The sequence below is a fragment of the Dyella sp. 01N448 genome (assembly GCF_056399225.1).
Map to the genome: position 1 here is coordinate 36,528 of NZ_JBFTQX010000002.1, position 26,408 is coordinate 62,935.

At 64.9% G+C, this 26,408-nt stretch carries 19 protein-coding genes; 12 read left to right on the forward strand and 7 right to left on the reverse strand.

Annotated elements, in window-relative coordinates; all coding sequences use genetic code 11:
* Window positions 1–26 precede the first annotated feature (26 nt).
* Genes AC1DKY_RS02605 through AC1DKY_RS02635 form a run of 7 tightly spaced genes read left to right on the forward strand, consistent with a single transcriptional unit; the run spans window position 27 to window position 10,515 of the window.
* Window positions 27–1,346: an aminotransferase family protein gene (locus tag AC1DKY_RS02605; RefSeq protein WP_477179877.1), complete on the forward strand. Its 1,320-nt coding sequence runs from the start codon at window positions 27–29 to the stop codon at window positions 1,344–1,346.
* Between the two features lie 11 nt (window positions 1,347–1,357).
* Window positions 1,358–2,941 carry an aldehyde dehydrogenase family protein gene (locus AC1DKY_RS02610; protein WP_441602164.1) on the forward strand — a complete coding sequence of 528 codons (1,584 nt, stop codon included), beginning with the start codon at window positions 1,358–1,360 and terminating at the stop codon, window positions 2,939–2,941.
* Between the two features lie 4 nt (window positions 2,942–2,945).
* On the forward strand, window positions 2,946–3,791 hold the full coding sequence (locus AC1DKY_RS02615) for a CoA transferase subunit A (RefSeq protein WP_441602165.1): 846 nt from the start codon (window positions 2,946–2,948) through the stop codon (window positions 3,789–3,791).
* Window positions 3,788–4,591 (forward strand): CoA-transferase subunit beta, encoded by an 804-nt coding sequence (locus tag AC1DKY_RS02620; protein ID WP_441602166.1) that lies wholly within the window; start codon window positions 3,788–3,790, stop codon window positions 4,589–4,591. The genes AC1DKY_RS02615 and AC1DKY_RS02620 overlap by 4 nt, the downstream gene beginning before the upstream one ends.
* A 2-nt stretch (window positions 4,592–4,593) precedes the next feature.
* Window positions 4,594–5,937 (forward strand): acetyl ornithine aminotransferase family protein, encoded by a 1,344-nt coding sequence (locus tag AC1DKY_RS02625; RefSeq protein ID WP_441602444.1) that lies wholly within the window; start codon window positions 4,594–4,596, stop codon window positions 5,935–5,937.
* 4 nt (window positions 5,938–5,941) lie between these two features.
* Entirely contained in the window at window positions 5,942–8,482 is a 2,541-nt protein-coding gene (locus AC1DKY_RS02630) for a CehA/McbA family metallohydrolase (RefSeq protein WP_441602167.1), read from the forward strand.
* A complete protein-coding gene (locus AC1DKY_RS02635) occupies window positions 8,479–10,515 on the forward strand; it encodes a S9 family peptidase (protein ID WP_441602168.1) in 2,037 nt (678 codons plus the stop codon). The genes AC1DKY_RS02630 and AC1DKY_RS02635 overlap by 4 nt, the downstream gene beginning before the upstream one ends.
* A gap of 11 nt (window positions 10,516–10,526) precedes the next feature.
* Here AC1DKY_RS02635 and AC1DKY_RS02640 read toward each other — a convergent pair whose 3' ends face one another.
* Complete coding sequence (locus tag AC1DKY_RS02640) at window positions 10,527–11,684, reverse strand: DmpA family aminopeptidase (RefSeq protein ID WP_441602169.1); 1,158 nt, start codon at window positions 11,682–11,684, stop codon at window positions 10,527–10,529.
* A 58-nt stretch (window positions 11,685–11,742) separates the two neighbouring features.
* Here AC1DKY_RS02640 and AC1DKY_RS02645 point away from each other — a divergent pair, with 58 nt between their 5' ends.
* Genes AC1DKY_RS02645 through AC1DKY_RS02660 form a run of 4 tightly spaced genes read left to right on the forward strand, consistent with a single transcriptional unit; the run spans window position 11,743 to window position 17,549 of the window.
* Complete coding sequence (locus AC1DKY_RS02645) at window positions 11,743–12,813, forward strand: aromatic ring-hydroxylating oxygenase subunit alpha (RefSeq protein WP_441602170.1); 1,071 nt, start codon at window positions 11,743–11,745, stop codon at window positions 12,811–12,813.
* Entirely contained in the window at window positions 12,810–14,111 is a 1,302-nt protein-coding gene (locus AC1DKY_RS02650) for a Xaa-Pro dipeptidase (RefSeq protein ID WP_441602171.1), read from the forward strand. Before AC1DKY_RS02645 ends, AC1DKY_RS02650 begins: the two co-directional genes overlap by 4 nt.
* Before the next feature lie 19 nt (window positions 14,112–14,130).
* Window positions 14,131–15,456: an amino acid permease gene (locus AC1DKY_RS02655; protein ID WP_441602172.1), complete on the forward strand. Its 1,326-nt coding sequence runs from the start codon at window positions 14,131–14,133 to the stop codon at window positions 15,454–15,456.
* A gap of 5 nt (window positions 15,457–15,461) precedes the next feature.
* Complete coding sequence (locus AC1DKY_RS02660) at window positions 15,462–17,549, forward strand: oxidoreductase (protein ID WP_441602173.1); 2,088 nt, start codon at window positions 15,462–15,464, stop codon at window positions 17,547–17,549.
* Window positions 17,550–17,551: 2 nt separating this feature from the next.
* Here the strand turns inward: AC1DKY_RS02660 and AC1DKY_RS02665 are convergent, their stop codons facing one another.
* From AC1DKY_RS02665 to AC1DKY_RS02680, 4 genes are read right to left on the reverse strand one after another with little or no spacing between them, the layout of a single operon-like run.
* A complete protein-coding gene (locus AC1DKY_RS02665; RefSeq protein ID WP_441602174.1) occupies window positions 17,552–18,754 on the reverse strand; it encodes a threonine synthase in 1,203 nt (400 codons plus the stop codon).
* Window positions 18,755–18,807: 53 nt separating this feature from the next.
* Complete coding sequence (locus AC1DKY_RS02670) at window positions 18,808–20,106, reverse strand: dicarboxylate/amino acid:cation symporter (RefSeq protein WP_441602175.1); 1,299 nt, start codon at window positions 20,104–20,106, stop codon at window positions 18,808–18,810.
* Window positions 20,107–20,132: 26 nt separating this feature from the next.
* Window positions 20,133–21,716: a SulP family inorganic anion transporter gene (locus tag AC1DKY_RS02675; protein WP_441602176.1), complete on the reverse strand. Its 1,584-nt coding sequence runs from the start codon at window positions 21,714–21,716 to the stop codon at window positions 20,133–20,135.
* Between the two features lie 10 nt (window positions 21,717–21,726).
* Complete coding sequence (locus tag AC1DKY_RS02680; RefSeq protein ID WP_441602177.1) at window positions 21,727–22,176, reverse strand: DUF3574 domain-containing protein; 450 nt, start codon at window positions 22,174–22,176, stop codon at window positions 21,727–21,729.
* Window positions 22,177–22,520: 344 nt separating this feature from the next.
* Between AC1DKY_RS02680 and AC1DKY_RS02685 the strand changes: the two genes are divergently transcribed.
* On the forward strand, window positions 22,521–24,977 hold the full coding sequence (locus tag AC1DKY_RS02685) for a TonB-dependent receptor plug domain-containing protein (protein ID WP_441602178.1): 2,457 nt from the start codon (window positions 22,521–22,523) through the stop codon (window positions 24,975–24,977).
* Window positions 24,978–25,021: 44 nt separating this feature from the next.
* Here AC1DKY_RS02685 and AC1DKY_RS02690 read toward each other — a convergent pair whose 3' ends face one another.
* Together AC1DKY_RS02690 and AC1DKY_RS02695 are read right to left on the reverse strand one after the other, a co-directional pair.
* The gene (locus tag AC1DKY_RS02690; RefSeq protein ID WP_441602179.1) at window positions 25,022–25,480 is read right to left on the reverse strand and encodes a MarR family winged helix-turn-helix transcriptional regulator; all 459 of its coding nucleotides are present in this window, start codon (window positions 25,478–25,480) and stop codon (window positions 25,022–25,024) included.
* A 34-nt stretch (window positions 25,481–25,514) separates the two neighbouring features.
* Complete coding sequence (locus AC1DKY_RS02695) at window positions 25,515–26,396, reverse strand: NmrA family NAD(P)-binding protein (RefSeq protein ID WP_441602180.1); 882 nt, start codon at window positions 26,394–26,396, stop codon at window positions 25,515–25,517.
* Window positions 26,397–26,408: the final 12 nt, after the last annotated feature.

Below are 26,408 nucleotides of genomic sequence, written 5' to 3' on the forward strand. Positions count from 1 at the left end.
AACAAGCGATATCCGGGGGGAGAGGCTTGGCAAGCGAACACGACAGCGTCCTGCACAGCTGGTGCGTGCRGTCACAATGGCAGGCGCCGACCGTGGTTGGCGGCAGCGGCGCGCACCTGGTGCTGGCCGACGGCCGCCGCATTCTCGACATGAGCAGCCTGGCCGAGTGCAGCAACCTGGGCCATCAACATCCCGCCGTCGTCGAGGCGATCCGTCGACAAGCCGAGCAGCTGTGCTTCGTCACTTCGGCCTGGGGCGCGCAGCCGCGTGCAGAACTGGCTGAGGCGATCGTGGAAAAGGCCGGCTTCGAAGGCGGCCGCGTGTTCTTCACCCTGGCCGGCGCGGACGCCAACGAGAACGCGGTGAAATTCGCGCGCCAGGCAAGCAGCAAATCGTACGGCGTGATCGTGACGCGCGATCGCTCCTATCACGGCGCCAGCTATGCCTGCATGGCGCTGTCCGGCGATGCACGCACGCGGGCCCAGGTTGATCCCGCATCCTTCGGTGTGCTGCATGTGCCGCCGCCGTATGCCTATCACGGCGCATTCGGCAGCTACGATGCGCCGACCTGCGGCGAGCTGGCCGTGCAAGCTGTGGCGGCAGCCATCGACGATCTCGATGCAACGAATGTAGCCGCCGTGATGATGGAGCCCAACGCGGGCACCAATGGCATCGTCGCTCCCGACAATTACTGGCCCGGCTTACGCGCAGCGACCCAGGCGCGCCAGGTGGCCTTGATCGCCGATGAAGTCATGAGCGGCTTTGGCCGCTGCGGCGAATGGTTTGCCTGGCAGCGCTACGGCGATGAGGGCAAGCCGGACCTGATGACCCTGGCCAAGGGCCTGACCGGCGCGCACTTGCCGCTGGGCGCCGTGGTGCTGTCGGCAGAAATTTCAGCGCGCCTCGAACATCAGATGCTCTATACCGGGCTGACCTATTGCGGTCACCCGCTGTCGTGCGCGGCGGGTCTTGCGGCCTTGCGCGCCTACGAGCAGGAGAACCTGATCGAACGCTCGCGCACGCTGGGCCTGCGCATGTTCAACGAGCTGCAGGCCATGCAATCGCGCCACACCGTCATCGGCGATGTGCGCGGCGGCCACGGCCTGTTCGCGGTGATCGAGCTGGTGGCTGACCGGGCGACCCGCGAACCGTTGTCGCCCTGGCCGAAAACACCGGATGCACTCCATGCGCTGGTCGATGCAGCGATGAGCGAGGGCGCGTCGTTCGCCTGCCGCGGCAACCTGATCCTGCTGGCGCCGCCCCTGGTGATCGCCGAGCAGGACCTGGCTGATGCACTGGCCCTGCTCGATCGGCTGCTGACGCGCTTTTTTCCTTCGGCACTCTAGAGGAAACACCCATGAGCTTCCGCCTCACCTACGCGACCATGTACAACCCGCCGGAGGCGATGCACGAGCGCTTCGAGGCAGCCATGACACGCGTCGAGGCGAAGGCCGGTGCGCGCCACCCACTGTTCATCGACGGCGCCGACTGCGACGCCGCCCATTATGTGGAACGCCACGCGCCGTTCGATCACGCGTTGCGACTGGGCTCGTTCGCCCTGGCCGACGCCTCCGATGCTCATGCCGCCATGTCTGCAGCGCGCGCTGCGTACCCGGCGTGGCGCGCCACGCCGGTGGCCGAGCGCGCGAGGTTGATCCGCCGCGTGGGCGAGATCATGGAGGAGCGCGTCTATGACATCGCGGCCGCACTCACCCTCGAAGTGGGCAAGAACCGCATGGAGGCGCTGGGCGAGGCGCAGGAAACGGTCGACTTCTTCCGTCACTACGCCGACGATTTCGAAAGCCATGCCGGTTACACGAATGTGCTGCCCGATGATCCGATGGATGGCGTGGCGTCGCACAACGCCAGCGTGATGCGGCCGTACGGCGTATGGGTGGTGATCGCGCCGTTCAATTTTCCGCTCGCCCTGGCAGGTGGCCCCGCGGCCGCTGCACTGGTGACCGGCAACACGGTGGTGCTCAAGGGCGCCAGTGATACGCCATGGGCCGGACGCCTGCTGGCCGACTGCATTCGCGACGCGGGACTGCCGCCCGGCGTCTTCAACTATCTCTCCGGTGCGGGACGCGAAGTGGGCGAGGCGCTGGTGCGCCATCCGCATACGGCGGGCATCACCTTCACCGGTTCGGTACCCGTGGGCCGGCAGCTGATGCAGCAGATGACGGGCGGCGACTATCCGCGCCCTTGCATCGCCGAGATGGGCGGCAAGAACCCGTGCATCGTCACCGAGCATGCCGACCTGGATCGTGCCGCTTCCGGCATCGTGCGCTCGGCCTTTGGCATGGGCGGCCAGAAGTGTTCGGCGTTGTCGCGGCTGTACGTTCATGAGCAAGTTGCCGATGCCCTGATCGAACGCATGCGGGCGCAGATTGACGCGATCCGCGTCGGCGATCCGCGCCGGCGCGAGCACTGGCTGGGACCGGTCGTCAATGCGGCGGCCTATGCGAACTACCGCCAATACGCCGACGCGCTGCGCAGCGGTGGCGCCCGCCTGATCAGTGGCGGCGCGCAGCTGGGCGAAGGTCATGCCGCCGAGCCGGCGCTGGCCCAGGGTTACTACGTCGAACCCCTGCTCGCCGAGGCGCCGCTGTCCCATCCGCTGTGGCAGCAGGAGATGTTCGTACCCATCCTGATGCTGCACCGTTATCAGGACCGCGAGGAGGCCATGCGCCTGGCCAACGACTCGCCCATGGGCCTTACCGCAGGCTTCTTCGGCAGCGAGGATGAAGTGCCATGGTTCCACGACCACATCGAAGCGGGCGTGACTTATGCCAATCGCCCGCAAGGCGCCACCACCGGCGCGTGGCCGGGCTACCAACCGTTTGGCGGGTGGAAGGGCTCGGGTTCCACCGGCAAGGCGATCGCCTCGTTCTATTACCTCGCGCAATACCTGCGCGAGCAATCGCGCACGGTGGTGGAGTAAGACCATGCATCTCTCGCTTGCCGATGCGATCGAGAACTGTGTCGCCGACGGCGCCAGCATCGCGCTCGAAGGCTTTACTCATCTGATCCCGTTTGCGGCGGGCCACGAGATCATCCGCCAGCGCCGGCGCGATCTGCACCTGATCCGCATGACGCCCGACCTGGTCTACGACCAGATGATCGGCATGGGCTGCGCGCGCAAGCTCACCTTTTCCTGGGGCGGCAATCCGGGCGTGGGTTCGCTGCATCGCCTGCGCGACGCCGTGGAACACCAGTGGCCCAATGCGCTTGAACTGGACGAACACAGCCATGCCGGCATGGCCACGGCGTTCTGCGCCGGCGCCTCGCGGCTGCCGTTCGGCGTGCTGCGCGGCTATGTCGGCACCGACCTGCCCGCGCGCAATCCGAATATCCGCCACGTCACCTGTCCGTTCACCGGCGAGTCGCTGGCCGCCGTTCCCGCCATCAATCCCGACGTGACCATCCTGCACGCGCAGCGCGCGGACCGCGAAGGCAATGTCGCCATCGAAGGCATCGTCGGCGCCGCGCGAGAAGCTGCGCTGGCAGCGCAGACGCTGATCGTCACCGTTGAGGAAATCGTCGAGGAACTGCCGCCGGCGATGAATGCGATCGTGCTTCCGCACTGGATCGTGAGCGCGGTGGTGCACTGCCCCGGTGGCGCGTATCCGTCGTATGCGCAAGGGCACTACACGCGAGACAACGCGTTCTATCAGCGCTGGGACGCGATTGCGCGTGAACGCGACAGTTTCAGGTCCTGGATGAACGTCAACGTGATCGGCGCCCATGATCATCGGTCGTTCCTCGCCGGTTTGCAGCAGGCGGCATCATGAGTGATTGCACCCGCGACGAGTGGATGACCATCGCCGCATCGCGCCTGCTGACCAACCACGCCGTTTGTTTCGTTGGCATCGGACTGCCCAGCGCAGCCTGCAACCTGGCGCGCCTGACGCATGCACCCGGGATCGTGCTGATCTACGAGTCGGGCACCATCGGCACCCGGCCCGATGTGCTGCCCCTGTCGATCGGTGACGGCGAATTGGCCGAAACTGCCGCTTGCGTGATCTCGCTCCCCGAAGTCTTCAGCTACTACCTGCAGGCGGGACGCGTCGACGTAGGGTTTCTTGGCGCCGCGCAGATCGATCGCCACGGCAACCTCAACAGCACCGTGATCGGCCCGTATGACGCACCGACAACGCGCCTGCCCGGCGCCGGCGGCGCGCCTGAAATCGCGCTGCACGCCAAGCAGGTGTTCGTGATGGCGAAGGCCTCCACGCGCAGCTTCGTCGAGCAGCTCGACTTTCGCACCAGCGCCGGCTATCTCGACGGCCATGGCGCGCGGGCACGCGCAGGAGCGATGGGCGGCGGCCCGCGTGCAGTGATTACCGACATCGGCATGCTCGCGCCGCACCCCGAGTCCGAAGAACTGCAGCTGGTGGCGCTGTACGCCAGCACGAGCGTCGACGAAGCACGCGCCGCGATCGGCTGGCCGCTGCGGATCGCCGAACAGCTGGACACGATTGCCGCTCCGAGCGCACACGAACTCAACACCTTGCGCGCACTCAACGCACGCACCCTCGAGGCGCACGCGCGCCCTGTCCATATTCCGCTGCCCGCTGAAGGATTGCCGTGACCATGACCGTGCCCAATCCGGCTCACATCAAGACTGCCCTGCCCGGCCCCAAGGCCACCGCGATGATCGCCCGCGATGCCGAGGTGATCTCGCCCTCGTATCCGCGCGATTACCCGTTCGCGATGTCGCACGGCCGCGGCACCGAAGTGTGGGACGTCGACGGCAATCGCTTCCTCGATTTCGCCGCAGGCATTGCGGTGTGCGCCACCGGTCACGCCCATCCGCGCGTGGTCGATGCAGTGAAGAAGGCCGCGGATCAGTTCCTGCACATTTCCAGCGACTACTGGCATGCGCAGATGCTCGGCCTGGGCGAGCGCCTTGCACGCGTGGCGCCGATGCAGACACTGGCTGGCGAAGCGGCGATGAGCTTCCTCTGCCAGTCCGGTACCGAAGCGGTGGAAGGCGCGCTGAAACTGGCGCGCTACGTGACCCGCCGGCCGCGCTATATCGGGTTCCTTGGCGGTTTCCATGGCCGCACCATGGGCTCGCTCTCGTTCACCTCGAGCAAGTACACGCAGCAGCTTGGCTTTGCGCCGACGATGCCGGGCGTGACCCATGTGCCGTATCCCAATCCCTATCGCCCGCTGTTTGCCGGCGCCGATCAGGGCAAGGCCGTGCTCGACTACATCCGCATGCTGTTCGAGCGCAGCGTGCCGGCTTCCGAAGTCGCCGCGTTCCTGGTCGAGCCGATCCAGGGCGAAGGCGGCTATATCGTGCCGCCCGAGGGCTTCCTGGCCGGCCTGCGCGAGCTCTGCGACGAGCACGGCATCCTGCTGATCTTCGACGAAGTGCAATCGGGCGTGGGCCGCACAGGCAAGATGTTTGCCTGCGAGCACACCGGCGTGGTGCCGGACATCATGACGCTGGCCAAGGGCCTGGGCTCGGGCCTGCCGATCGGCGCGGTGGTCGCGAAGAAATCGCTCATGTCGCAGTGGAAGCGCGGCGCGCACGGCAACACCTATGGCGGCAATCCGCTCGCCTGCGCCGCAGCCAATGCCACGCTCGACCTGGTCTCCGAAGGCCTGGCCGACAACGCGGCGGCGACCGGCGCGCATTTCATGGCACGCCTGCATGAGCTGGCGCGCGACTATCCCTGCATCGGCGAACTGCGCGGCAAGGGCTTGATGATCGGCATGGAACTGGTGGAAGCCGATGCCGAGCGCACGCCGGCCCGCGCCTTGTGCGACGCCGTGGTCACCCGCGCGTTCCACAACGGATTGCTGCTGCTCTCCTGCGGAACCAGCACGGTGCGTTTCATGCCGCCGCTCAGCGTGAGCACCAGCGAGATCGACGAGGCCATGGTCTTGCTGCGCGCCAGTCTCGATCAGGCACTGGCGGGACACTGACCGGATGCGTCGCCCGGCCATCGCGTTCGCCCTGTTCGCCTGCGCTGGTTCGGCGCAGGCGGCGCGCGAGAGCGTGCTCAAGCAGGTCGACCTGCCGCACAACTACTACTGGCGCGAGCTGTACCTGCCGCAGCTCACCACGGGGCCGGACTTCGCCAGCTTCATGCCTGACGGAGACGCGCTGATCTACAGCATGGGCGGCTCGCTATGGCGGCAGCGCATCGACGGCGATGCGGCGACCGAGCTGACCCACGCCCCGCGCGCCTACGACAATCAACCGGACGTCGCTCGCGATGGCCGCAGCGTGGTGTTCGCCCGCTACGACGGCAACGCCATCGAACTGTGGCGGCTCGACCTGACGACGGGACGCGAGCAGGCGTTGACCTCAGGCGGCGCGGTGAATGTCGAGCCGCGCCTGTCGCCGGACGGCCGCCAAATCGCCTGGGTGTCGACGCAGGGAACCGGGCATTTCAACCTGTTCATGGCCGACATCGATGCGAACGGCCTGCACCATGCGCGCGCCCTGCCGGGTGAGCGCAAGACGGCGCTGGACCGTTACTACTACTCGGCCTTCGACCACGCCATCAATCCCTCCTGGTCGCCGGACGGCAAGACGATTTACTACCTCAGCAATCCGGAGATCGCCTGGGGCACGGGTGATGTGTGGTCGGTGCCGGTGGCCAATCCAGGCAAGCGCAGCAAGCTGCTCAGCGAAGAGACCAGCTGGAACGCGCGGCCCGAACTCAATCCGGACGGCAAGCGCCTGCTCTACACCAGCTACCACGGTCGGCAGTGGCAGCAGCTGTGGCTGACCACAAGCACCGGCGCTGCGCCGCTCCCGCTGACCTTCGGTGATTTCGACCGCCGCAATGCGCGCTGGTCCCCCGACGGCAAGCGCATCGTTTACGTCGACAACCAAACCGGCAACACCGCCCTGCGCGTCATCACGGTACTCGGCGGCGCCACGACCACGGTGACGCCAGCCCATCGTCAATACAAGACGCCACGCATTCGCCTGGTGCTCGACATCGTCGACGAGCACGGCGAGCGCACACCCGCGCGCGTCGCCGTGCTCGCCCAGGACGGCCGGGCCTACGCACCGGATGATGCCTGGATGCATGCCGACGACGGCTTCGACCGAACCCTGCAATCGGCCGAAACCCATTACTTCCACTGCGCGCCGCCGTGTGCGCTGGACGTGCCTGTCGGCGCCGTGAAGATCTGGGTGCAACACGGTTTTGCCTATGCGCCCTGGCGCAAGACGATAAAGGTTTCGGCAGGCCCCGATCTGTCCGTGCGCGCCACGCTCGTTCCGCAAGCGTTGCCCGCGGCGTTCGGCAACTGGATCAGCGCCGACCTGCATATCCATATGAATTACGGCGGCCACTATCGCAATACGCCAGCGAACCTTGCGCGCCAGGCGCGTGCCGAAGATCTCGATATCGCCTATGACCTGGTGGTCAACAAGGAAGAACGCATTCCCGATATCGCCTCCTTCCGCACCGATGCCGATCCGGCCAGCCTGCCGCACAGCCTGGTACTGCACGGCCAGGAATATCACACCAGCTTCTGGGGCCACCTGGGCCTGCTCAACCTCGGCGACCACTACATCACGCCGGATTTTTCCGCCTATCGGCATACGGCGATGGCAAGCCCGTATCCGCACAACGGCGTGATTGCCGACCTGGCGCATGCGCAGGGCGGCCTGGTCGGTTACGTGCATCCATTCGACACCCTGCCCGATCCAGCGCATGACGCTGTGTTGAGCAACGAACTGCCGGCAGACGTGATCAACGGCAAGGTGGATTACATGGAAGTGATCGGCTTCTCCGACCACAAGGCGACCGCCCAGGTCTGGTATCGCCTGCTCAATCTTGGCTTCCACCTGCCTACCGGCTCGGGCACCGATGCGATGGCCAACTATGCCTCGCTGCGCGGGCCGGTGGGTCTCAATCGCGTGTTTCTCGACACCGCCGGCAAACGCGATGCAGCGTCCGCCATGGCGGCCTTGAAGGCCGGTCACGGGTTCGCCAGCAATGGGCCGCTGCTCGGCCTGCTGCTGGACGACGCCAGGCCCGGTGACGCGGTTGCGCCAGGCAAACATCGCTATCGCGTCGCCCTGCGCTCGCCGGTGGCCGTGGAACACCTGGAGCTGGTGCATAACGGCAAAGTGGTGAAAAGCTTCGCGCTCGGCGGCGATCATCATGCGTTCGACGCAGAAGGCGAGATCGAGCTGGACGGCGGCTGGCTGCTGCTGCGCGCCTGGAACGAAGGCGGCGATCCGCAGGTGCTGGATATCTACCCCTACGCCACTACCAATCCAGTCTGGCTTGGCGATCACGTGCGTGCGCCAAGTGCACCCAGCGACGCCGCATGGTTTGCCCACTGGCTGACGCGAACCATCGAAGCGGCGTCCGCTCGCGACGACTACAACACCGCCGAAGAAAAGCGGGCAACGCTCGACTACCTCAACCAGGCACGCGAAGCGTATCGCGCCATGGCCGGCAACACCGCAACCACCGAATCCACACGAGGCACCCGATGAAGCGAACTGTGTGCTCGACGTTGGTCGTGTGGGTGTTGCTGTGCTGCCCCGGCGCGGCCCAGGCCGACGACACGCGATTCAACGCCGCCGACATCAATCGCATCGCCGATGTCAGTGAGCCGGCCTTGTCGCGCGACGGCGAGTCGATCGTCTACACCGTGAGCAAGGCCAACCTGGAACGCGATGAACCGCAATCGGACCTGTGGCGCGTGCGCTATGACGGCACCGGTCGCGTGCAACTCACGCACACGCCGGACAGCAGCGAGAGTCGTCCGCAGTGGTCCGCCGATGGAAAGTTGATCGCCTTCCTTGCCGACCGCAAGCTCGATGGCGAAGCCAGCGACGACGACACCAAGACCCAGGTCTGGGTGATGCCGGCCGATGGTGGCGAAGCGCATCGGGTCACCAACCTGCCGAGCGGCGTCGAGGACTTCGTGCTTTCGCCCGATGGCAAACAACTCGCGGCCATCGCCTTCGATCCCGAATATCCGCCGGGCAGCAAGAAACCCAGGCATCCGCTGCCCATTGCCACCGACCGCTTCCAGTTCAAGGACGATGACACCGGCTGGCTGGGCAACCGCCACAAGCATCTCTACCTGGTGGACCTCGCCAGCGGGACCGCCACCGCGCTCACCTCCGGAAAACATGACGAACAGCTGCCCGCCTGGTCGCCAGACGGCAAACTGATCGCTTATGTCACCAGGCGCGGCGCCGATCCCGATCGCCACCTCAACTACGACATCTATGTGATCGCTCCGCGTGCCGGCGCCAAAGAAAGACAGCTCACCACGTTTTCCGGCGCCGATCTCGACCCTTACTGGGAAACGCGCCCGACGTGGAGTCCCGACAGCACGCGTATCGCCTATCTGCAAAGCGGCGAGGACAAGTGGATCTATTACGCCCCCTGGCAGTTGGCGATTATTGATGTCGCCACCGGCAAGGCCATGCTGCCGGCTCCGATCGATCGCTGCTTTACCAAGCCGCGCTGGTCGCCCGACGGACGCAGCGTCTATGTCTTGATTGAGCAGGCGCAGGTCACCCACTTGTCCCGCGTCGATCTGTCGAGTGGAAAAATCGCCGAACTGACCCACGGGGATCGTTTCGATACCGACCTGGACGTATCGGACAACGGCCGCGTAGTCGTCTTGGGCGGCGATAGCCTGCACCCCCCGCAACTGTCGGCAGTCGAGCAGGACCACTTGCGCCTGCTGGACGATCACAACGCGTGGCTGGATGGCAAACACCTGGCAACCACCGAAACGCTGCACCTGCAAAGCGCTGATGAGACTCCTCTGGATGCGCTGCTGACCAAACCCCTGGGGTATGTGCCGGGTCGACGCTATCCGACCATCGTGCGCGTCCATGGCGGCCCGGTGTACCAGTTCAGTCACGAGTTCATGCCCGACTGGCAGGTTTACGCGGCACATGGCTACGCGGTGCTCGCCGTGAATCCGCGCGGCAGCTCGGGCCGCGGCTTTGAATTCGCCAAGGCGATCTACGCCGACTGGGGCAACAAGGACACCCAGGATGTGCTGGCTGGCGTCGATCGCGCCGTAGCGCTGGGGGTTGCCGATCCCGCCCGCCTGGGCATCGGCGGCTGGAGTTACGGCGCGATTCTCACCGACGAAGTCATCACCCGCGATACGCGCTTCAAGGCCGCCATCGCCGGCGCAGGCTCGGGCAACATGTATGGCATGTATGGCGACGATGAGTACGCACGCGAGTACGAACTCGAGCTCGGCACGCCCTGGGCCAATCGCGACGCCTACGACCGCGCGAGCTACCCGTTCCTCCACGCGGACCGGATCAAGACGCCAACGATGTTCCAGTGCGGCGAGCGCGACTTCAACGTGCCCTGCATCGGCGCCGAGCAGATGTACCAGGCGCTGCGCTCGCTGGGCGTGCCGACCGAACTGGTGATGTATCCCGGCCAGCATCACGGGCTGACCGTACCCAGTTACCTGCGCGACCGCCTGGAACGCAACCTGGCCTGGTACGACCGCTTCCTCAAATCGGCGGGCGCGAATCCGTGATCAGTACAACGTCAATGCGACGGCTCGTATCGCCCGAAGCGCTTGAGCAGCTTGATCAGCTCCGCATGCGGGATGGCCTTGGCGTAGTGCCCGCCATCACCCTGCATGTCGCGCGCGGCGATCATCGCATTGACAATGCTCTCCTCCGCCGCCTGCGCCGTGGCCTCGAACAACGGGTCCACATGGTCGTTGCCGATGAAGCTCGCCTGCTGCAGCGGCGTATCGTGCAGCGCCTGGGCATTGGCGGTGGAGAACGCCACGAAGATGTCGCCCGACCCATTGCCGGCAAAGCTGCCCATGCGGGCCAGCCCCATGCCGGCGCGCTTGGCGATGCGCTTGAGCTGCTGCGGCAGCAGCGGCGCGTCGGTGGCCACCACGATGATGATGGAGCCGGTGTCCGCGGCGGCGGTATGGGCCCCGCTGCGCACGCGGTCGTCGCGAAGATACTTGCCCACCGGCGCGCCGGCGATGCGCAAGCTGTCGCGCAGTCCGTAATTGGCCTGTACCAGCACGCCAATGGTGTAGTCGCGCTCGCCGATATGCACGCGCCGCGAGGCGGTGCCGATACCGCACTTGAATTCGTGGCAGATCGTGCCGGTGCCGCCACCGACATTGCCTTCGGCCACGGGCCCGCTCTTGGCGTCACGCAGGGCTTGCGCTGCGTGCTCGGGACGGACGTGAAAGCCGTTGATGTCGTTGAGGTCGCCATCCCAGGTTTCGGCCACCACCGGCAGCGACCACCAGTAGCCCGATGCATCCGCGCCACCCGCACGCACGCGCTCGGCAATCACCGCATCGCGCACCACGCCGACGCTGTGCGTATTGGTCAGCATCACCGGGCCTTCCAGCTCCCCCGACTCTTCCAGCCAGGCCGTGCCGGTCATCTCGCCATTGCCGTTGAGCGCGAACGATGCGCCGAAGGCAGGAACGTCGAAGCTGTCGTGCCCTCGGGGAAGTATCGCCGTGACGCCCGTGCGCACCTTGTGTCCGTTCGGCAGATCCTCGATCAGCGTCACCTGCCCCACCGTCACGCCGGCCACGTCGGTGATCGCATTGAGCGGACCGGGTGTGCCATCGAAGGGAATACCAAGTTCCCTGGCGCGCGGCTCGGCCGCCGAGGCGACACCGCACAGGACACACAGTGCAAACGCGAGACGACAGCGGGGCATGGAGACTCCAGAGTTCGACCGTTTGTTGGATCAGTCTATCCCGGGAAGCCCGCCTCGCATGCACGCTGATACGAAGATCACCGACCTCACGCTCGCTCGCGCACTCGACCCGAAGTTTTACTTCGGCGATCCCATGCTGGCGATGGAACAGCGTGCGGTATTCGCACGCAGCTGGCAGCTGGTAGCCCATCAGGAACAGCTGACCGGTCCGGGCGACCATGTGGTGGAACATATCGGCGGCGTACCTGTGCTGATCGTGCGCGGCCAGGACAAGGTGTTGCGCGCCTTCCCCAATGTCTGCCGCCACCGCGCCGGCCCGCTTGCGCTGTGCAATGGCAAGGGCGCGCGTTCGCTGCACTGCAAGTACCACGGTTGGACTTACACCCTCGAAGGCCAGCTGCGCAGCGCCCCGGAAATGCAGGACGCCTGTGACTTCAAGGTGGAAGATATCCGCCTGCCGCCGCTGCGCGTACACGAGTGGCAAGGCCTGGTGTTCGTGGCGTTGGACGAACACACGCCTGCCTTCGACGAGGTCTACGGCGGCATCGCCGAACGCATCGCCCCCATCGACCTGTCCGCGATGCGCTATCTGCGCCGCGACAGCTACGACATCGACTGCAACTGGAAGGTCTACATCGACAACTTCCTGGAGGGCTACCACCTGCCCCATGTGCACCCGGGCTTGTCCAGGGTGCTGGACTATCGCGCCTACGACACCGAGTTGTTCCCATGGCACTCGCTGCAATCCTCCCCGTTGCGCAACAGCGCCGAGATCTACGGCGACGGCCAGGCGTTCTATTACTTCATCTACCCCAACGTGATGTTGAACATCATGCCGGGACGCCTGCAGACCAACCGCATCCTGCCGCTGGGACCGGGCCGCTGCCGCGTGGAGTTCGACTATTACTACGCGCAGGACGAGGCGGCGCAGAAACGCATCGCGGCCGACCAGATGTTCAGCGATGAAGTGCAGCAGGAAGACATCGATATCTGCGAGGCCGTGCAGAAGGGCCTCGCCTCCGGTTACTACTCGCCCGGCCGCCTGTGCCCCAAGCGCGAAGGCGGCGTCTGGCATTTCCACAACCTGTTGCGCACGGCCTATGCCCAAGGCGCTGGAGAACCTGCATGACGATGAAGTTGTCCGGCCTGTTGTGCGCCATCGCGATGGCGTGTGCCCTGACCGTTGCTGATGCGCAAGGCGTACAACGCACCGTCGTACACGCTGGCCATCTGCTCGACGTGGACAACGGCAAGCTGCTCAGTGACCAGGCTGTCACCATCGTTGAAGGTCGCGTCGTGTCCGTGCAGCCGTGGGCGGCCAGCAGCGGCAATGGCGCCAAGGTATTGAACTGGACAGCCTATACCGTCGTGCCCGGCCTGATGGACATGCACACCCATCTGGCCGATGAGATGGAAACCGCCGACTACGGCGCCGCGCTCAAGAGCAACCCCGCCCGCGATGCCTTCATCGGCGCCAAGAATGCGCACGACACGCTGCGCGCCGGCTTCACCACGGTGCGCGACGTGGGCGTATTCCGCGGCTTTGCCGATATCGCATTGCGCGACGCCATCAACGCCGGCTATGTGCCGGGTCCGCGCATGTTCGTTGCCGGTGCGTACATCACCATCCCCGGCGGTGGCGGCGAAATCACCGGGCTGCCGCCGGGCACGGTGGTGCCGCCGGAATTCCGGGTTGGCGTCTCCAAGGGCGTGGAAGACGTGCGCAAACATGTCGACTTTCTGCTCGACCATGGCGTCGATCACATCAAGGTGATCGCCACCGGCGCCGTGCTCGCCGACAACACCGAGCCAGGCGTATCGGAATACACCGAAGAGGAGATCCACGTCGCCGTGGTGGAGGCGGCCAAGCGTGGCAAGTTCGTCGCCGCGCACGCGCATGGCGCCGAAGGCATCAAGCGGGCGACCCGCGCCGGCGTGCGCTCCATCGAACACGGCTCGCTGATCGACGACGAAGGCATCGCCCTGATGGTGCAGCACGGCACCTGGCTGGTGGCGGACATCTACAACGGCGACTACATCGACAGCGTGGGTCGCCGCGAGGGCTGGTCCGAGCAGACTTTGCGCAAAAACATCGAAACCACCGATGCCCAGCGCGATGGTTTCCGCAAAGCAGTAAAAGCCGGTGTGCACATCGCTTTTGGCACCGATGCCGGCGTGTATCCGCACGGTGACAACGCCCGTCAATTCGCGTACATGGTGAAGTATGGAATGACGCCTCTGCAGGCGATCCGCTCGGCCACCATCGACGCGGCACGCCTGATGGGCAAGGAGAAGGAACTCGGCTCGATTGCGCCCGGCAAGGCGGCCGACCTGGTCGCCGTGGCATGCGACCCGCTGCAGGACGTCGAATGCCTGCGCAAGGTGCAAGGGGTGATCAAGGCTGGTGAGACGGTTTCCCTCGACTAACCCAACGAGTGCAGATGACGTGAGCGAAGGCAAAAAGATCGGCTTCTGGACCTGCACCGCCCTGGTGGTCGGCAACGTGATCGGCATGGGCATCTTCATCCTGCCCTCGTCGCTGGCTCCCTACGGTTTCAATGCGTTGATCGGCTGGCTGGTGACCCTGGTCGGCTGCCTGATCCTGGCCCGCGTATTCGCGCATCTGTCCAAAGCGCTGCCGGGAGCCGACGGACCGTACGAGTACATTCGCTGCACCCTCGGTGATCTCCCTGCCTTCATGGCTTCGTGGGCGTACTGGGTCTCGCTGTGGCTGACCAATGCGGCGCTCGCCACCGGCGTGGTCGGTTACATCACCGTGGTCATGCCGCAACTGGCGGTGATCCAGCCGGCACTGTTCGCGCTGGGCCTGTTGTGGCTGTTTGTGATCGTCAATCTGTTCGGCGTGCGCTCGGGAGGCGCCGTGCAGATTGTCACCTCGGCGCTGAAGCTGTTGCCCATGGTTGCCATCGCGATGCTCGGTGGATGGGTCCTGCTCACCTCCCCTGCAAGCTATGTGGCGCACCCGCCGGCCACGCCGATCACCTTCAGCGGCATCCTGGCTGCCTCGACCATCGCCCTGTATGCGATGCTTGGCATCGAGTCGGCCAGCATTCCCGCCGGGCGCGTCAACAACCCGGGGCGCACGATTCCACGCGCCACCATGGCAGGCGCCATTCTTGTCGCGATGGTCTACATCGTCGTCTCGGCCGTGCCACTGCTGTTGATCGATCAGACGGAGCTGGCCAACGCCAATGCGCCGTTCGCCTTGCTGATGGATCGCTTCTCCGCGGCCGGCTCCGGTCGATGGCTTGCCTTGTTCGTGGTGGTGAGCGGGCTGGGCGCGCTCAATGGCTGGACGCTGCTGATGGGCGAACTCACCCGCACCATGGCCAATAACGGCGTGCTGCCGGCCGTGTTCGCGCGACAGAATCGCCGCGGTGCACCCGCCATCGCGCTGGTCGTCACCGGCCTGCTCGCATCGGTGATGACCTGGATGAGCTACAGCCAGTCGCTGGTGGCGGCGTTCACCTTCCTCACCCGCGTGGTCACGGCGGCGAATCTTCCGCTGTATCTGTGCTGCTCGCTCGCGCTGGCCGTGTTGTGGCGTCGCAACGCTGCCTTTGGCATGGGCCGCAAGGTATTGCTGGTGGCGATTGGCGGTGCGATCTATGCCGTGTTCGCCTTCGTGGGCAGCGGTCACGAGCCCTTCCTGCTTGCGATGGGCCTGATCGCGGCGGGCCTGCCCCTCTACGCCATCATGCGACTGCGTCGCAAATCGCCGCACAGCGCAACCGCACCGGCCAAGGTATGAGTTCGATGAGAGATCCGCGCTACGACATCCTGTTCACGCCGGTAAAGATCGGCCCCGTCACGGCAAAGAACCGCTTTTTCCAGGTACCCCATTGCAACGGCATGGGCCACGCGATGCCGCTGGCGCACGCCGCCATGCGCGAGATCAAGGCCGAAGGCGGCTGGGCGGTGGTGTCGACCGAGGAATGTGAGATCCACCCCAGCAGCGATCTCACGCCTTACGTCGAAGCACGCCTATGGGACGACCGCGATATTCCCGCGCTCGCGCTGATGTGCGACAAAGTGCATGCACATGGCGCGCTCGCAGCGCTCGAGCTTTCGCACAATGGTCCGACCGCATCCAATCTTTATTCACGCGAAGTGCTGCTCGGCCCCTCGCACCAGGTATCGAAGTACGGCTATCCCTCGCAAGCCCGCGCGATGACCTTGCACGATATCCGCGAGTACCGCCGCTGGCATCGCGAGGCCGCCTTGCGCGGCAAGCGCGCGGGCATGGACATCATCTATGTCTACGCTGCGCATGACTTGTCGCTGCCCATGCACTTCCTGCAGCGCCGCCGCAACCAGCGCAGCGACGAATACGGCGGCTCGCTGGAAAACCGCGTGCGCCTGCTGCGCGAAGTCCTGCAGGACACCCGCGATGCCGTCGGGGACACCTGCGCCGTCGCGCTGCGTTTCGCCACCGAGGAATTGCTCGGGCCCGGCGGCGTCGAACTGGCCGAGGCACAGGACATCGTCGGCATGCTGGCCGAGCTGCCCGACTTGTGGGACGTCAATCTCGCCGCCTGGTACAACGATTCGGTGCCCTCGCGTTTCGCTGCCGAAGGCGCGCAGGAACCGTTCATCGATTTCGTCAAGAAGACCACCACCAAGCCGGTGGTCGGCGTGGGCAGGTTCACCTCGCCCGACACCATGGTGTCGCAGATCCGGCGCGGCGTGATCGACCTGATTGGCGCGGCGCGTCCATCGATCGCCGATCCTTACCTGCCCAAGAAGATCGAAGAAGGTCGCGTTGACGATATCCGCGAGTGCATCGGCTGCAATATCTGCGTCTCCGGCGACATGACCATCTCGCCGATCCGCTGCACGCAGAATCCAAGCATGGGCGAAGAGTGGCGCAAGGGCTGGCATCCCGAACGTATCCGCCCCGCGCCCCAACCTACCCGGGTACTGGTGGTTGGCGGCGGCCCGGCAGGCCTGGAGGCGGCACGCGCACTCGGCCAACGCGGCCACGACGTAAGCCTGGCCGAATCGCGCAAGGAACTGGGCGGCCGTGTCACGCGCGAAGCCCGCCTGCCCGGACTCGCCGAGTGGGCACGCGTGCGAGACTGGCGCATGGGACAGATCGGCAAGCTCAACAACGTGAGCGTCTATCTCGATTCGCCGCTCACCGCGCAGGACGTGATCGATTTCGGCGCCGAACACGTGGTGCTGGCCACCGGCTGTCACTGGCGACGCGATGGCTTTGGCCGCAGCAATGGACTGGGCATTCCCAGCCTGGCGGACAACGCACGCGTGTTCACGCTCGATGACCTGATGGATGGCCGCCTGCCCGAAGGCCGCGTCGCGATCTTCGACGATGACGGCTTCTACTACGCCAGCGTAGCCGCCGAACTGCTGCGCGCTCGCGGTTGCGAGGTCGCCTACGTGACGCCGGAAGACAGCATCGCCCCATGGAGCGTCAACACGCTCGACTACCGCCATATCCGCAAGCGCATGGCCAAGCTCGGCATCGAGGCCGTGGTGTCGCACAACATCGCCGGCTTCGACGGCTCAACGCTGACGCTGGAAAACAGCTGGGACGATCAGCGCACCGAGCGCCCCTGCGATGCCGTGGTCACCATCACCTCGCGCCTGCCCGACGACGCACTCTACCAGCAGCTCTTGCAACGCCAGGGTCACTGGGGCGGCGCCGGCATCCGCTCGGTACGCTGCATCGGCGACGCCGAGGCGCCCGGCCTGATCGCCCATGCGATCTACGCCGGCCACCGCTACGCGCGTGAACTGCAGGAGCCGGTGACCGGCGAAGTGGCGTTCAGGCGCCACTTCCACACGGCCGATCCCGATGACCTGCGACGCGAAGCCCTGGCTTGAGGCTACGAACTCTGTGCGCCTGACAGGCCCAGCTCGGCGGCAATCACATCGGTGTACTTCAAACCTGCACCGGTGTTGAAGATCACCACGCGGTCGGACGCCTTCAGATCGCCCGAGGCGATCAACTGATCGTAGGCAGCGGTGGCCGCTGCGCCCTCCGGTGACAGGAAGATGCCTTCGTTGGCCGCCCAGTCGCGCAACGACGCAAAGGTGTCTTCATCGGATACCGCCACAGCCTTGCCGCCCGAAGCGCGCAAAATATCCAGGATGATGTAGTCGCCATACGCCTTGGGCACGCGCAGGCCCGAGGCTGCCGTCTTCGGATCCGCCCACATCTGGCTGACCGCAGCACCTTCGTCAAAGGCCTTCACCACCGGCGCGCATCCGGACGACTGAATGGCGAACATGCGCGGCCGCTTGCCCGGCTTCACCCAACCCAGTTGCTCGAGCTCGTCGAACGCCTTCCACATGCCGATCAGGCCGACGCCGCCACCGGTGGGATAGAACACCGCATCGGGGTATTCCCAACCAAGCTGCTCGACCAGTTCGTAGCCCATGGTCTTCTTGCCTTCCACGCGGAACGGCTCCTTGAGCGTGGAAATATCGAACCAGCCCTCGCTCGCCTTGCGCTCGCCGACGATGCGCGCGCAGTCGGAAATCACGCCGTCGACCAGGGTCACTTTGGCGCCATAGGCGGTCGCTTCCACCAGGTTGGCGAGCGGCACATCGCGCGGCATGAAGATATGCGCTTCGATATCCGACGCGGCGGCATAGGCAGCCAGCGCACCAGCCGCGTTGCCGGCCGATGGAATGGCCAGTTTGCGCAGGCCATAGTGACGCGCCATGGTCACGGCCAGCGACAGCCCGCGCGCCTTGAACGAACCGGTGGGATTGGCGCCCTCCTCCTTCAGGAAAAGCGCATCGTGACGCTTGCTGCGCAGCATCGGCGTCCAACCTTCGCCCAGTGTCACGGGCGCCACCTCGGGCAGCACGGCGCGATAACGCCACATGCCTCGCCATGGCGTGCTCGCATCGCCGCCGCTCACCACATCGGCTGGCGAGCTACCGAGCAGTGGCGTGAGGTCGTATCGCACGTAGAGCGCGCCCGCAGGTTGTTCGGGACATTGCGTGCACAGCGTCTGCGGCACATCGGCCGGCAGTCGCGCATGGCAGCGGGAGCATTCGAGATAGGCAATGGCAGGCATAAGACCTCGCTAGGGATGGGCGATGTTCAGAGCAACGGTGTGGAGAAGGATCTTCATGGGCGATCGCTATCGGCGGGCGCATCAAGCTGCCCTTCCCACGACGCCACCACGCTGGCCGCCACGGAGTTGCCCACGATGTTCGTCGCCGAGCGCCCCATGTCCAGCACGTGATCGACCGCCAGCACCAGCGCGACGCCGGCGTCGGGCAGGTGAAAGTAGTGCAGCGTCACGGCAATCACCGCAATGGCGGCGCGCGGCACGCCGGCCAGCCCCTTGGTGGTGAGCATAAGCAGCCCGAACAGCGTGATCTGTTGCCCCACACTGAGTTCGACGCCATAAGCCTGTGCGATAAACAGGATGGCGAACGTGCAATACATCATCGCGCCATCGAGATTGAACGAGTATCCCAGCGGCAGCACGAAACTGGCGATGCGCCGCGGTATGCCGAACGCCACCAATTGCTCCAGCAGGCGCGGATACGCCGCTTCCGACGAGGACGTGGCAAACGCCAGCAGCACCGTCTGCCGGATGCTGGTCAGCAAACGCAGGCTGCGCGATCCGATGATCAGGCTTAACGCGGCCAGCAGCAGTACCCACAGAATAAGCAGCGCCAGGTAGAAGCCCGCCACGAAGCGCGCATACGTGCCCATGATGGCGATGCCGTGCAGGCAGATAGAACTGGCCAGCGCCGCGAAGATCGCCAGCGGCGCGACCTTCATCACATAGTCCGTGATCTTGAACATCACCGCGGCCAAAGAATCGACCAGCTCGACAAAGCCCTGCGCCTTGTCCTTCAGCGATGCCGCCGCCAGGCCAATCAGGAGCGAGAACACCACGATCTGCAGGATCTCGTTGTCCGCCATGGCTTCGACGAAGGAGCGAGGGATCAGGTGATTGATGAAGTCCCCCAGCGAAAAACTCGTGGCCACGCCTGCACTGCCGCTTGCCGCCGGCCATTGCGCAAAAGCGGGCATGGCATGCAACGCGGCACCCGGCTGCAGCCAGTGCGCCATCAGCAGGCCCACGGTGAGCGACACACAGGAGGCCGCGACGAACCAGGCCAATGTCTTGATGCCGATACGCCCGATCTCCGCCGCACCACCCATGCGCGCGACGGTGGATACCAGCGAGGCAAACACCAAAGGTGCGACGATCATCTTGATCAGCCGCAGAAAGACATCCGTGATGACAGAAAGGTCAGCAGCGATGGCGGTCGCCCGATCCGTCGTCAACGTGCGATTGCAAAGCCAGCCCACAAGCACGCCGAGCAGCGTAGCCACCACGAGGGACAGCGTGAATCCGTGCCGTCCTCGCGCCCGGGAGCTGCTTTGCTTATCGCCGGTCAATGCCATCCATCCTCACGTCGCGCGACATCCGCTCAGGATGCACGGCGGGCTTCACGCGGCGCTGCCAACGCAAGCAGCAGCAACACGATGGCGAGCACCACATAGGCGCCCGTGAACTGCCAGACCAGCTGGCTTGACGCCTCATCGAGTGTCCAGGGCACATAGATCCCGCCAGTCAGCTCCACCGAGTGAATGATGCCAAACAGGCTCAAGGCCGCGCCGGACAGCAGGATGCCGGCCGCGCGACGCGTTCGGCCATCGATCAGGGCCACCAGGAAACTCGCCCAGATCATCGAGGTGATGATGAAACCGTTGCCCAGCACGGTGATCACCGCCAGCTCGGAGATGCCGTGGCCATGCTCGGCGAACAGCGCGGCGTAGTGGTCGCTCGGCACATAGGTGGGATCGCTCAGCTTGATCGTCACCATGCGCGCAATGGCCGGGAAAAAGCTGAACACGACGGCCGCGGCATAGCGAACCGGCGTTGCCTCGAAAGCCTGCACGGTGATGCCGATCGCCACGAACACCAGGATCGGTGCCAGCACCGACAACGGCAGCAGTTCAACCAGGTTGGACAGGTAACCGAACACGCCGCCGAGACCGATCACCAGGCCCGTCAGCAGCGTGTAGCCGCTGCGTGCGCCCATCGCCTTGTACGACGGCTGGCCGATATAGGGCGTGGTCTGCGCGACACCGCCGCAGAAGCCTGCCACCAGCGTTGCCAAGGCTTCCACCAGCAGAATATCGCGCGTGCGGTAATCGTCGCCGGCGACGCGCGCGCTTTCCGTGACATTGATGCCACCCACCACCATCAGCAAGCCAAACGGCAGGATCAATGGCAGATAAGGCGTGGCTGCTGCGAGGCCTTTCATCCATTCCAGGGTCGGCAGCGGCAGCGCAAAACGCCACTGCCAGGCGACCGGCGCGTGATAGCCGCTACCCAGCCAGCCCAAGGGGCCCAGGCCGTAATACAGCAGTGCGGCAATCACGAACGCCACCAGCACACCAGGCAGCCCCAACGGCATGCGTGCACGCGCCACCAGCGCGTACAACACCACGCCCAGGCCGGCGAAGCCCACCACCGGCACCTTGAGTATCTCGATCAGCGGAAGAAAGCCCATCAGCACCAGCGCAATGCCTGCGATGGAACCAAGCAGACCCGCACGTGGCACATGCCGCTGCACCATGCCGCCGAAAAAGGACAGCACGAACTTCAGCACGCCCATGATCACCAGCGAGGCCATGCCCAGCTGCCAGGTGGCGATCGCCGCCGCGTGCTCATCGAGTCCACTCTGTTTGAATTGCAGGAACGCCGGACCAAGCACCAGCAAAGCCATGCCGATGCTGGTGGGCGCGTCCAGGCCCAGCGGCATGGCGGTGACGTCGTCGCGGCCCTCGCGCTTCGCCAGCCGGCGCGCCATCGCCGTATAGGCCAGGTTGCCCAGCAGCACGCCGAAGGTCGTGCCGGGGAACATGCGCAGAAACACGATATCGGCGGGGAACCCGAAGATCCCGATCAAGGCGGTGGCAAGAAAGGCCATGATCGACAGGTTGTCGACCACCAGTCCAAGAAAACCATTGATGTCGCCGGGTGAGAGCCAATGTTGCGAACGCATGCTGCTCATCTCAGAACGACACCTCGGCAGGCTGCGTCACCCGCAGCACGGACTGGTCACCCGTCAGCTGCTTCCAGGCAGCGCGTATGGCCTCCACCTTAGCTCGATTCTCCGCCGTATCGGGATAGTCGATCACCAGCATCTTGGAACGCAGGCGCTCCGGTGCAGTCTGCCCCTTGCCCTGCCACTGGCCATACACGTCGACCACGCTCAAGCCATCGGGGAACCGTGGCGTGACCTGCGCGTCGAGAAATTCCCGCCAGCGCTGCTCGCTGATGCCATGGCTTTCATCGCCGACGATGCCCAGACCGAAATACAACTTCGTATCCACCCACCCCTGCGTTTGAGCGGGATGCGCTGCGTCGCCATGCAAGGTGGCAGTCGCGGGAGCCACCGAGGCAACGCAACCGGATAGCAATCCGGCAGCAAGCACCGCCCACGCCAAACGCAAATGAAACATGGCTATTTCCTCATACCAATTTGGACATCTATACGGATAGAGCGTCAAAGCTCGCTGGTCTTCGCGCAGTATTGACAACATGACTTGCGCAATGCAACAAATAACCACCGGCCGCCTTGCGAGGTCGAGCCCACTGCCAGCTGTACCTGGGGATCAGGTTTGTCGAACATGATCGATTACATGCTTGAGAGCCCGCACGCGCCGCATGGCCTCGCCATGCGGCGATGTTGCCTGGCGTAATCGCTCGTCCGCGCCTCCCCGGCGCCAGTACTTATCAATCCATCCTGTCCTGCGTTCGCCCTCACCGCTCACGCGACGGACGGTTGCACCCCGAAGGAATTGCCATGTCGAACCGCCACGCCGCGCCGCCGCGCGTCCGCTTGCTCACTGCACTCGTCACCGCAACGCTGGCCGCGCCTTTGGCCCAGGCACAATCACAGTCCGCCGATGAGCAGCCCAAGACGCTGGGCCAGGTCGTGGTGACTGGCGTACGCGCCAGCAATCGCACGTCGCTGGATTCGCCCGTGCCGGTGGATGTATTGAGCGAGCAGGACTTGCGAAACGCCGGTGCAGTCAACGGCGAACTGGGCGCAGCGCTGGCCGTGCTGCTGCCTTCGTTCAATTTCCCGCGCCAGTCCAACTCAGGCGGATCGGACCATGTGCGTGCGGCCCAGCTGCGCGGACTATCGCCTGACGAAGTGCTCGTCCTGGTGAACGGCAAGCGCTTTCACACCTCGGCCCTGGTCAACACCGATACCAAGATCGGCAATGGCACGACGCCGGTCGACTTCAATGCCATCCCCATCAGCGCCATCAAGCGTGTCGAGGTGCTGCGCGATGGCGCCGGTGCGCAATATGGCTCCGACGCGATTGCCGGCGTCATCAACATCATCCTCAAGGATGCGCCCAGCGGTGGCGAAGTCACGGCCGATTACGGCGCCTACCATACGCATTTCCGGCCCACCAATCGCGAGATCACCGATGGTCAGGGCGGCTATGCGGCCGCGGATTTCGGCACCACGCTGGCTGGCAGCGGCTATCTTCATGCGGGCGTGGAGACCAGTCACCATGCCGGCACCAATCGCGCCGGCTACGACACCGTGCCCGACTTCATTGCCGATCCCACGCCGGCCAACCTCGCCCTGCGCGGGCACCGCAACTACGCCGCCGGCGATCCGCCCAACGAGAGTTACAACGGCTGGTTCAACGGCGAGCTGCCGCTGAACGAACACGCCAGCCTGTATGCCTTCGGTACGTATACGCAGCGCCACACCATCGGCGACAACTATTTCCGCTATCCCGACAGCAATGCGAACGTGCCTGCCATCTATCCGGATGGTTACCTGCCGCAGTCCATCGGCCACAACCGCGATGCACAAACCGCCGGCGGCGTACGCGGCACATTGGGCGAGTGGAATTACGACGGCAGCCTCAACTGGGGCAGGAACGCGTTCGACTACGATCTGCGCGATTCGCTCAACGCCTCGCTCGGTGCAGCGAGCCCCACTTACTTCCATATCGGCAGCTACGCGTTCAATCAGAGCACGGCCAATCTGGACGCCAACCGCCAGTACGACGTGGCTGGCAGGATTGTCACGCTCGCCGTCGGCGGCGAGTATCGCTATGAAACCTTCCGCACCGGCGCGGGAGATCCGGCGTCCTACGCCGTCGGACCGATCGACGCACCTGCCGGAGCGCAGGCTGGCGGCGGCCTGCAGCCGCAGGACGCGGCGGATCTCTCACGGCGCGTGCAGGCGGCCTATGCCGAGGTTTCCAGCGACATCACCGACACCTTCTTCGCCGACGCGGCGGGCCGCCATGAACACTACAGCGACTTCGGCGGCAACTGGAGCGGCAAGCTCAGTGCGCGCTGGGAGTTTGCGCCTGGGTTTGCCTTGCGCGGCGCAGCGTCCAACAATCTGCGCGCACCATCGCTGAGCCAGATCGGCTACGAGGCCACCACGACGGGTTACGGCGCAGATGGCAAGCTGGTGACGGGGCGCATTCTGTCGGTCAACAATCCCTTGGCACGCGATCTTGGCGCGCAACCGCTGAAGCCGGAGAAATCGCGCAACTTCAGCATCGGCATCACCGGTCAACTCGGCAGCGCCTTTGACTTCTCCCTCGATGCTTATCAGATCGCCATCGACCATCGCGTCACCTTGTCCGAGACCATCGACAACGACGGGCTGGAGCAATACATCCAGCAGAATTTCGGCGTGGCCGGCGTGCAGAGCGTGCAGTTCTTCACCAATGCCGTGAATACCATCACGCGTGGCGCGGAATTGGTCGGCAACTATCGCACCGAGGTCGCCAACGGCAACCTGCTGCTCACCCTGGCCTATAGCCACAACAACACGCAGGTCCGAAGTGTCGAAGCTACCCCGCCAGCACTGATCGCGGCCGGCGCCGACAACGTGCTGTTCGGCGTGGAAGCGCGCAACACCTTGACAGATGCAGCGCCGCGCCAGCGCGGAAGCTTCACCGCCAAATGGGACAACAAACAGTGGGGCCTGCTCGGCCGCGTCACCCGTCAAGGCGCCACCACGCGCGTATTCGATTTTGGCGACGGCTATATCCCCACCCAGACCTATGCGCCCCGCTTCCAGCTGGACCTGGAAGTGGAGTACCGCGCCACCGACCACCTCAGCTTTGCGCTCGGCGGCGACAACGTCACCAACCAGTACCCCACCCGCTCCAACAGCGACATCAACTACGGCGGCAATTTCCCGTACGACGTGATCTCGCCGATCGGCAGCAATGGCGCCTACTGGTATGGGCGGGTGCGTTACACGTTCTAGCCAAGAGGGCGCTCAGGCGATGCCTGCGGCATGGAGGCGGATATTTACTCGAATGATGAGGTGGCCAGATCGCCCGTCTTCATGCCTGAAAGACCTTGCCGCAGGGCTCGCACGTCTTTGGCGCCATTCATGTCGCTGAATTGCCGCTGCGCTTCGCGCCATAGCGGCGCCGCTTGTTCGAACAGATCCTTGCCATCCGGGGTGAGCTCAACGAGACGGCTGCGACCGTCCGTCGGCGACGGTCGGAGCCGGACGAAACCGTCCCGCTCCAACACGCCAACCATTTTTCCCATCGCCGTTCGCTCGGTATCGAGACGCTCGGCAAGGTCGTTGATCGAGACGCCCTGCTCCTGGTTCAGCGCTGCCAATATCAGGAACTGCGTGATACGCAGACCGGTGGGCTGCAAGTGGCTGTCATACAGGCGCGAGATCTGCCGGGCAGCCTTCCGCATCGCAAAACAGTGGCATTGATCGACGCCGATGGGCGACCTGGCTGGCGACATCTCGACTCTCCTCAACCCTCGTGTAACGCGGACATCAGGCAAATGCAGCGCGATGCTGTTCGATAAAGGCCGGCACCGACAGCGCGGGCGTACCCGTGATCTTCTCGACTACATCATTGGTGCCCTGGAAGATGCCTTCCCGGTAATGCTGGGCCACTTCCACCAGGTGCTGGACCAGGAACGGAGGGAACTTATACACGTTTTCCATCTTGTGCCTGAATTCGTCGATCGAGGTCGGTGCATAGTCGATGCGTGCGCCGAGCACCTCGCTCATGGCCGCAGCGATCTCGCTGTGATTCATTTCGACGGGGCCGTGCAGGGTGTAGATCTTGCCCTCGTGCCCGGCGGGGTTGGCCAGGATATGCGCGATCACCCGCCCCTGATCGCCCGAGCCGATCGGCGCATGACGTCCATCCGCAAACGGAAACTCGATCTTTTTCCGGGCCCAGATCTCATGCGCAAAGTGCGGGTAGATCAGCCAGTCGGCAAAAAACGTAGGACGCAAATGCGTGGTGGGCACGCCGGACCAATCGAACACGCGCTCGGAGATCCAGTGGTCCTGGGCCGCATGGCTGGAGGACTCGCGGCGCGCGGAAATCTGCGACATATTGACGATGGCCGTGACGCCCGCCTCTTTCGCGGCCTGCGCCACATAGGCAGCGGCCTCGACGATACCCGGCGCGATCGGGTGCAGGAAATAGGCAGAGCTGACGCCTTCCATCGCCGCGCGAATCTGGTCGATATCGGTGAAATCGCCGATGGCGGTCTCCACGCCTCGAGCCCTTAGGGCTGCCGCTCTCTCGTCGTCCGAACGCACGTAGGCACGTACCCGCTGGCCCATTTTCAGCAGTTCGTCGATGGCGGCACCGCCGGTGCGGCCCGTCGCGCCACTTACAAGAATGCTTGCTTCGCTCATGACCTGGTTCTC

Coding starts and splice junctions, on each gene's coding strand:
- AC1DKY_RS02680 (WP_441602177.1), bottom strand. CDS start 22,176: ATGTTTCATTTGCGTTTGGCGTGGGCGGTGCTTGCTGCCGGATTGCTA.
- AC1DKY_RS02645 (WP_441602170.1), top strand. CDS start 11,743: ATGCACGCTGATACGAAGATCACCGACCTCACGCTCGCTCGCGCACTC.
- AC1DKY_RS02610 (WP_441602164.1), top strand. CDS start 1,358: ATGAGCTTCCGCCTCACCTACGCGACCATGTACAACCCGCCGGAGGCG.
- AC1DKY_RS02665 (WP_441602174.1), bottom strand. CDS start 18,754: ATGCCTGCCATTGCCTATCTCGAATGCTCCCGCTGCCATGCGCGACTG.
- AC1DKY_RS02630 (WP_441602167.1), top strand. CDS start 5,942: ATGCGTCGCCCGGCCATCGCGTTCGCCCTGTTCGCCTGCGCTGGTTCG.
- AC1DKY_RS02650 (WP_441602171.1), top strand. CDS start 12,810: ATGACGATGAAGTTGTCCGGCCTGTTGTGCGCCATCGCGATGGCGTGT.
- AC1DKY_RS02695 (WP_441602180.1), bottom strand. CDS start 26,396: ATGAGCGAAGCAAGCATTCTTGTAAGTGGCGCGACGGGCCGCACCGGC.
- AC1DKY_RS02640 (WP_441602169.1), bottom strand. CDS start 11,684: ATGCCCCGCTGTCGTCTCGCGTTTGCACTGTGTGTCCTGTGCGGTGTC.
- AC1DKY_RS02670 (WP_441602175.1), bottom strand. CDS start 20,106: ATGGCATTGACCGGCGATAAGCAAAGCAGCTCCCGGGCGCGAGGACGG.
- AC1DKY_RS02690 (WP_441602179.1), bottom strand. CDS start 25,480: ATGTCGCCAGCCAGGTCGCCCATCGGCGTCGATCAATGCCACTGTTTT.
- AC1DKY_RS02675 (WP_441602176.1), bottom strand. CDS start 21,716: ATGCGTTCGCAACATTGGCTCTCACCCGGCGACATCAATGGTTTTCTT.
- AC1DKY_RS02625 (WP_441602444.1), top strand. CDS start 4,594: ATGACCGTGCCCAATCCGGCTCACATCAAGACTGCCCTGCCCGGCCCC.
- AC1DKY_RS02635 (WP_441602168.1), top strand. CDS start 8,479: ATGAAGCGAACTGTGTGCTCGACGTTGGTCGTGTGGGTGTTGCTGTGC.
- AC1DKY_RS02660 (WP_441602173.1), top strand. CDS start 15,462: ATGAGAGATCCGCGCTACGACATCCTGTTCACGCCGGTAAAGATCGGC.
- AC1DKY_RS02685 (WP_441602178.1), top strand. CDS start 22,521: ATGTCGAACCGCCACGCCGCGCCGCCGCGCGTCCGCTTGCTCACTGCA.
- AC1DKY_RS02615 (WP_441602165.1), top strand. CDS start 2,946: ATGCATCTCTCGCTTGCCGATGCGATCGAGAACTGTGTCGCCGACGGC.
- AC1DKY_RS02620 (WP_441602166.1), top strand. CDS start 3,788: ATGAGTGATTGCACCCGCGACGAGTGGATGACCATCGCCGCATCGCGC.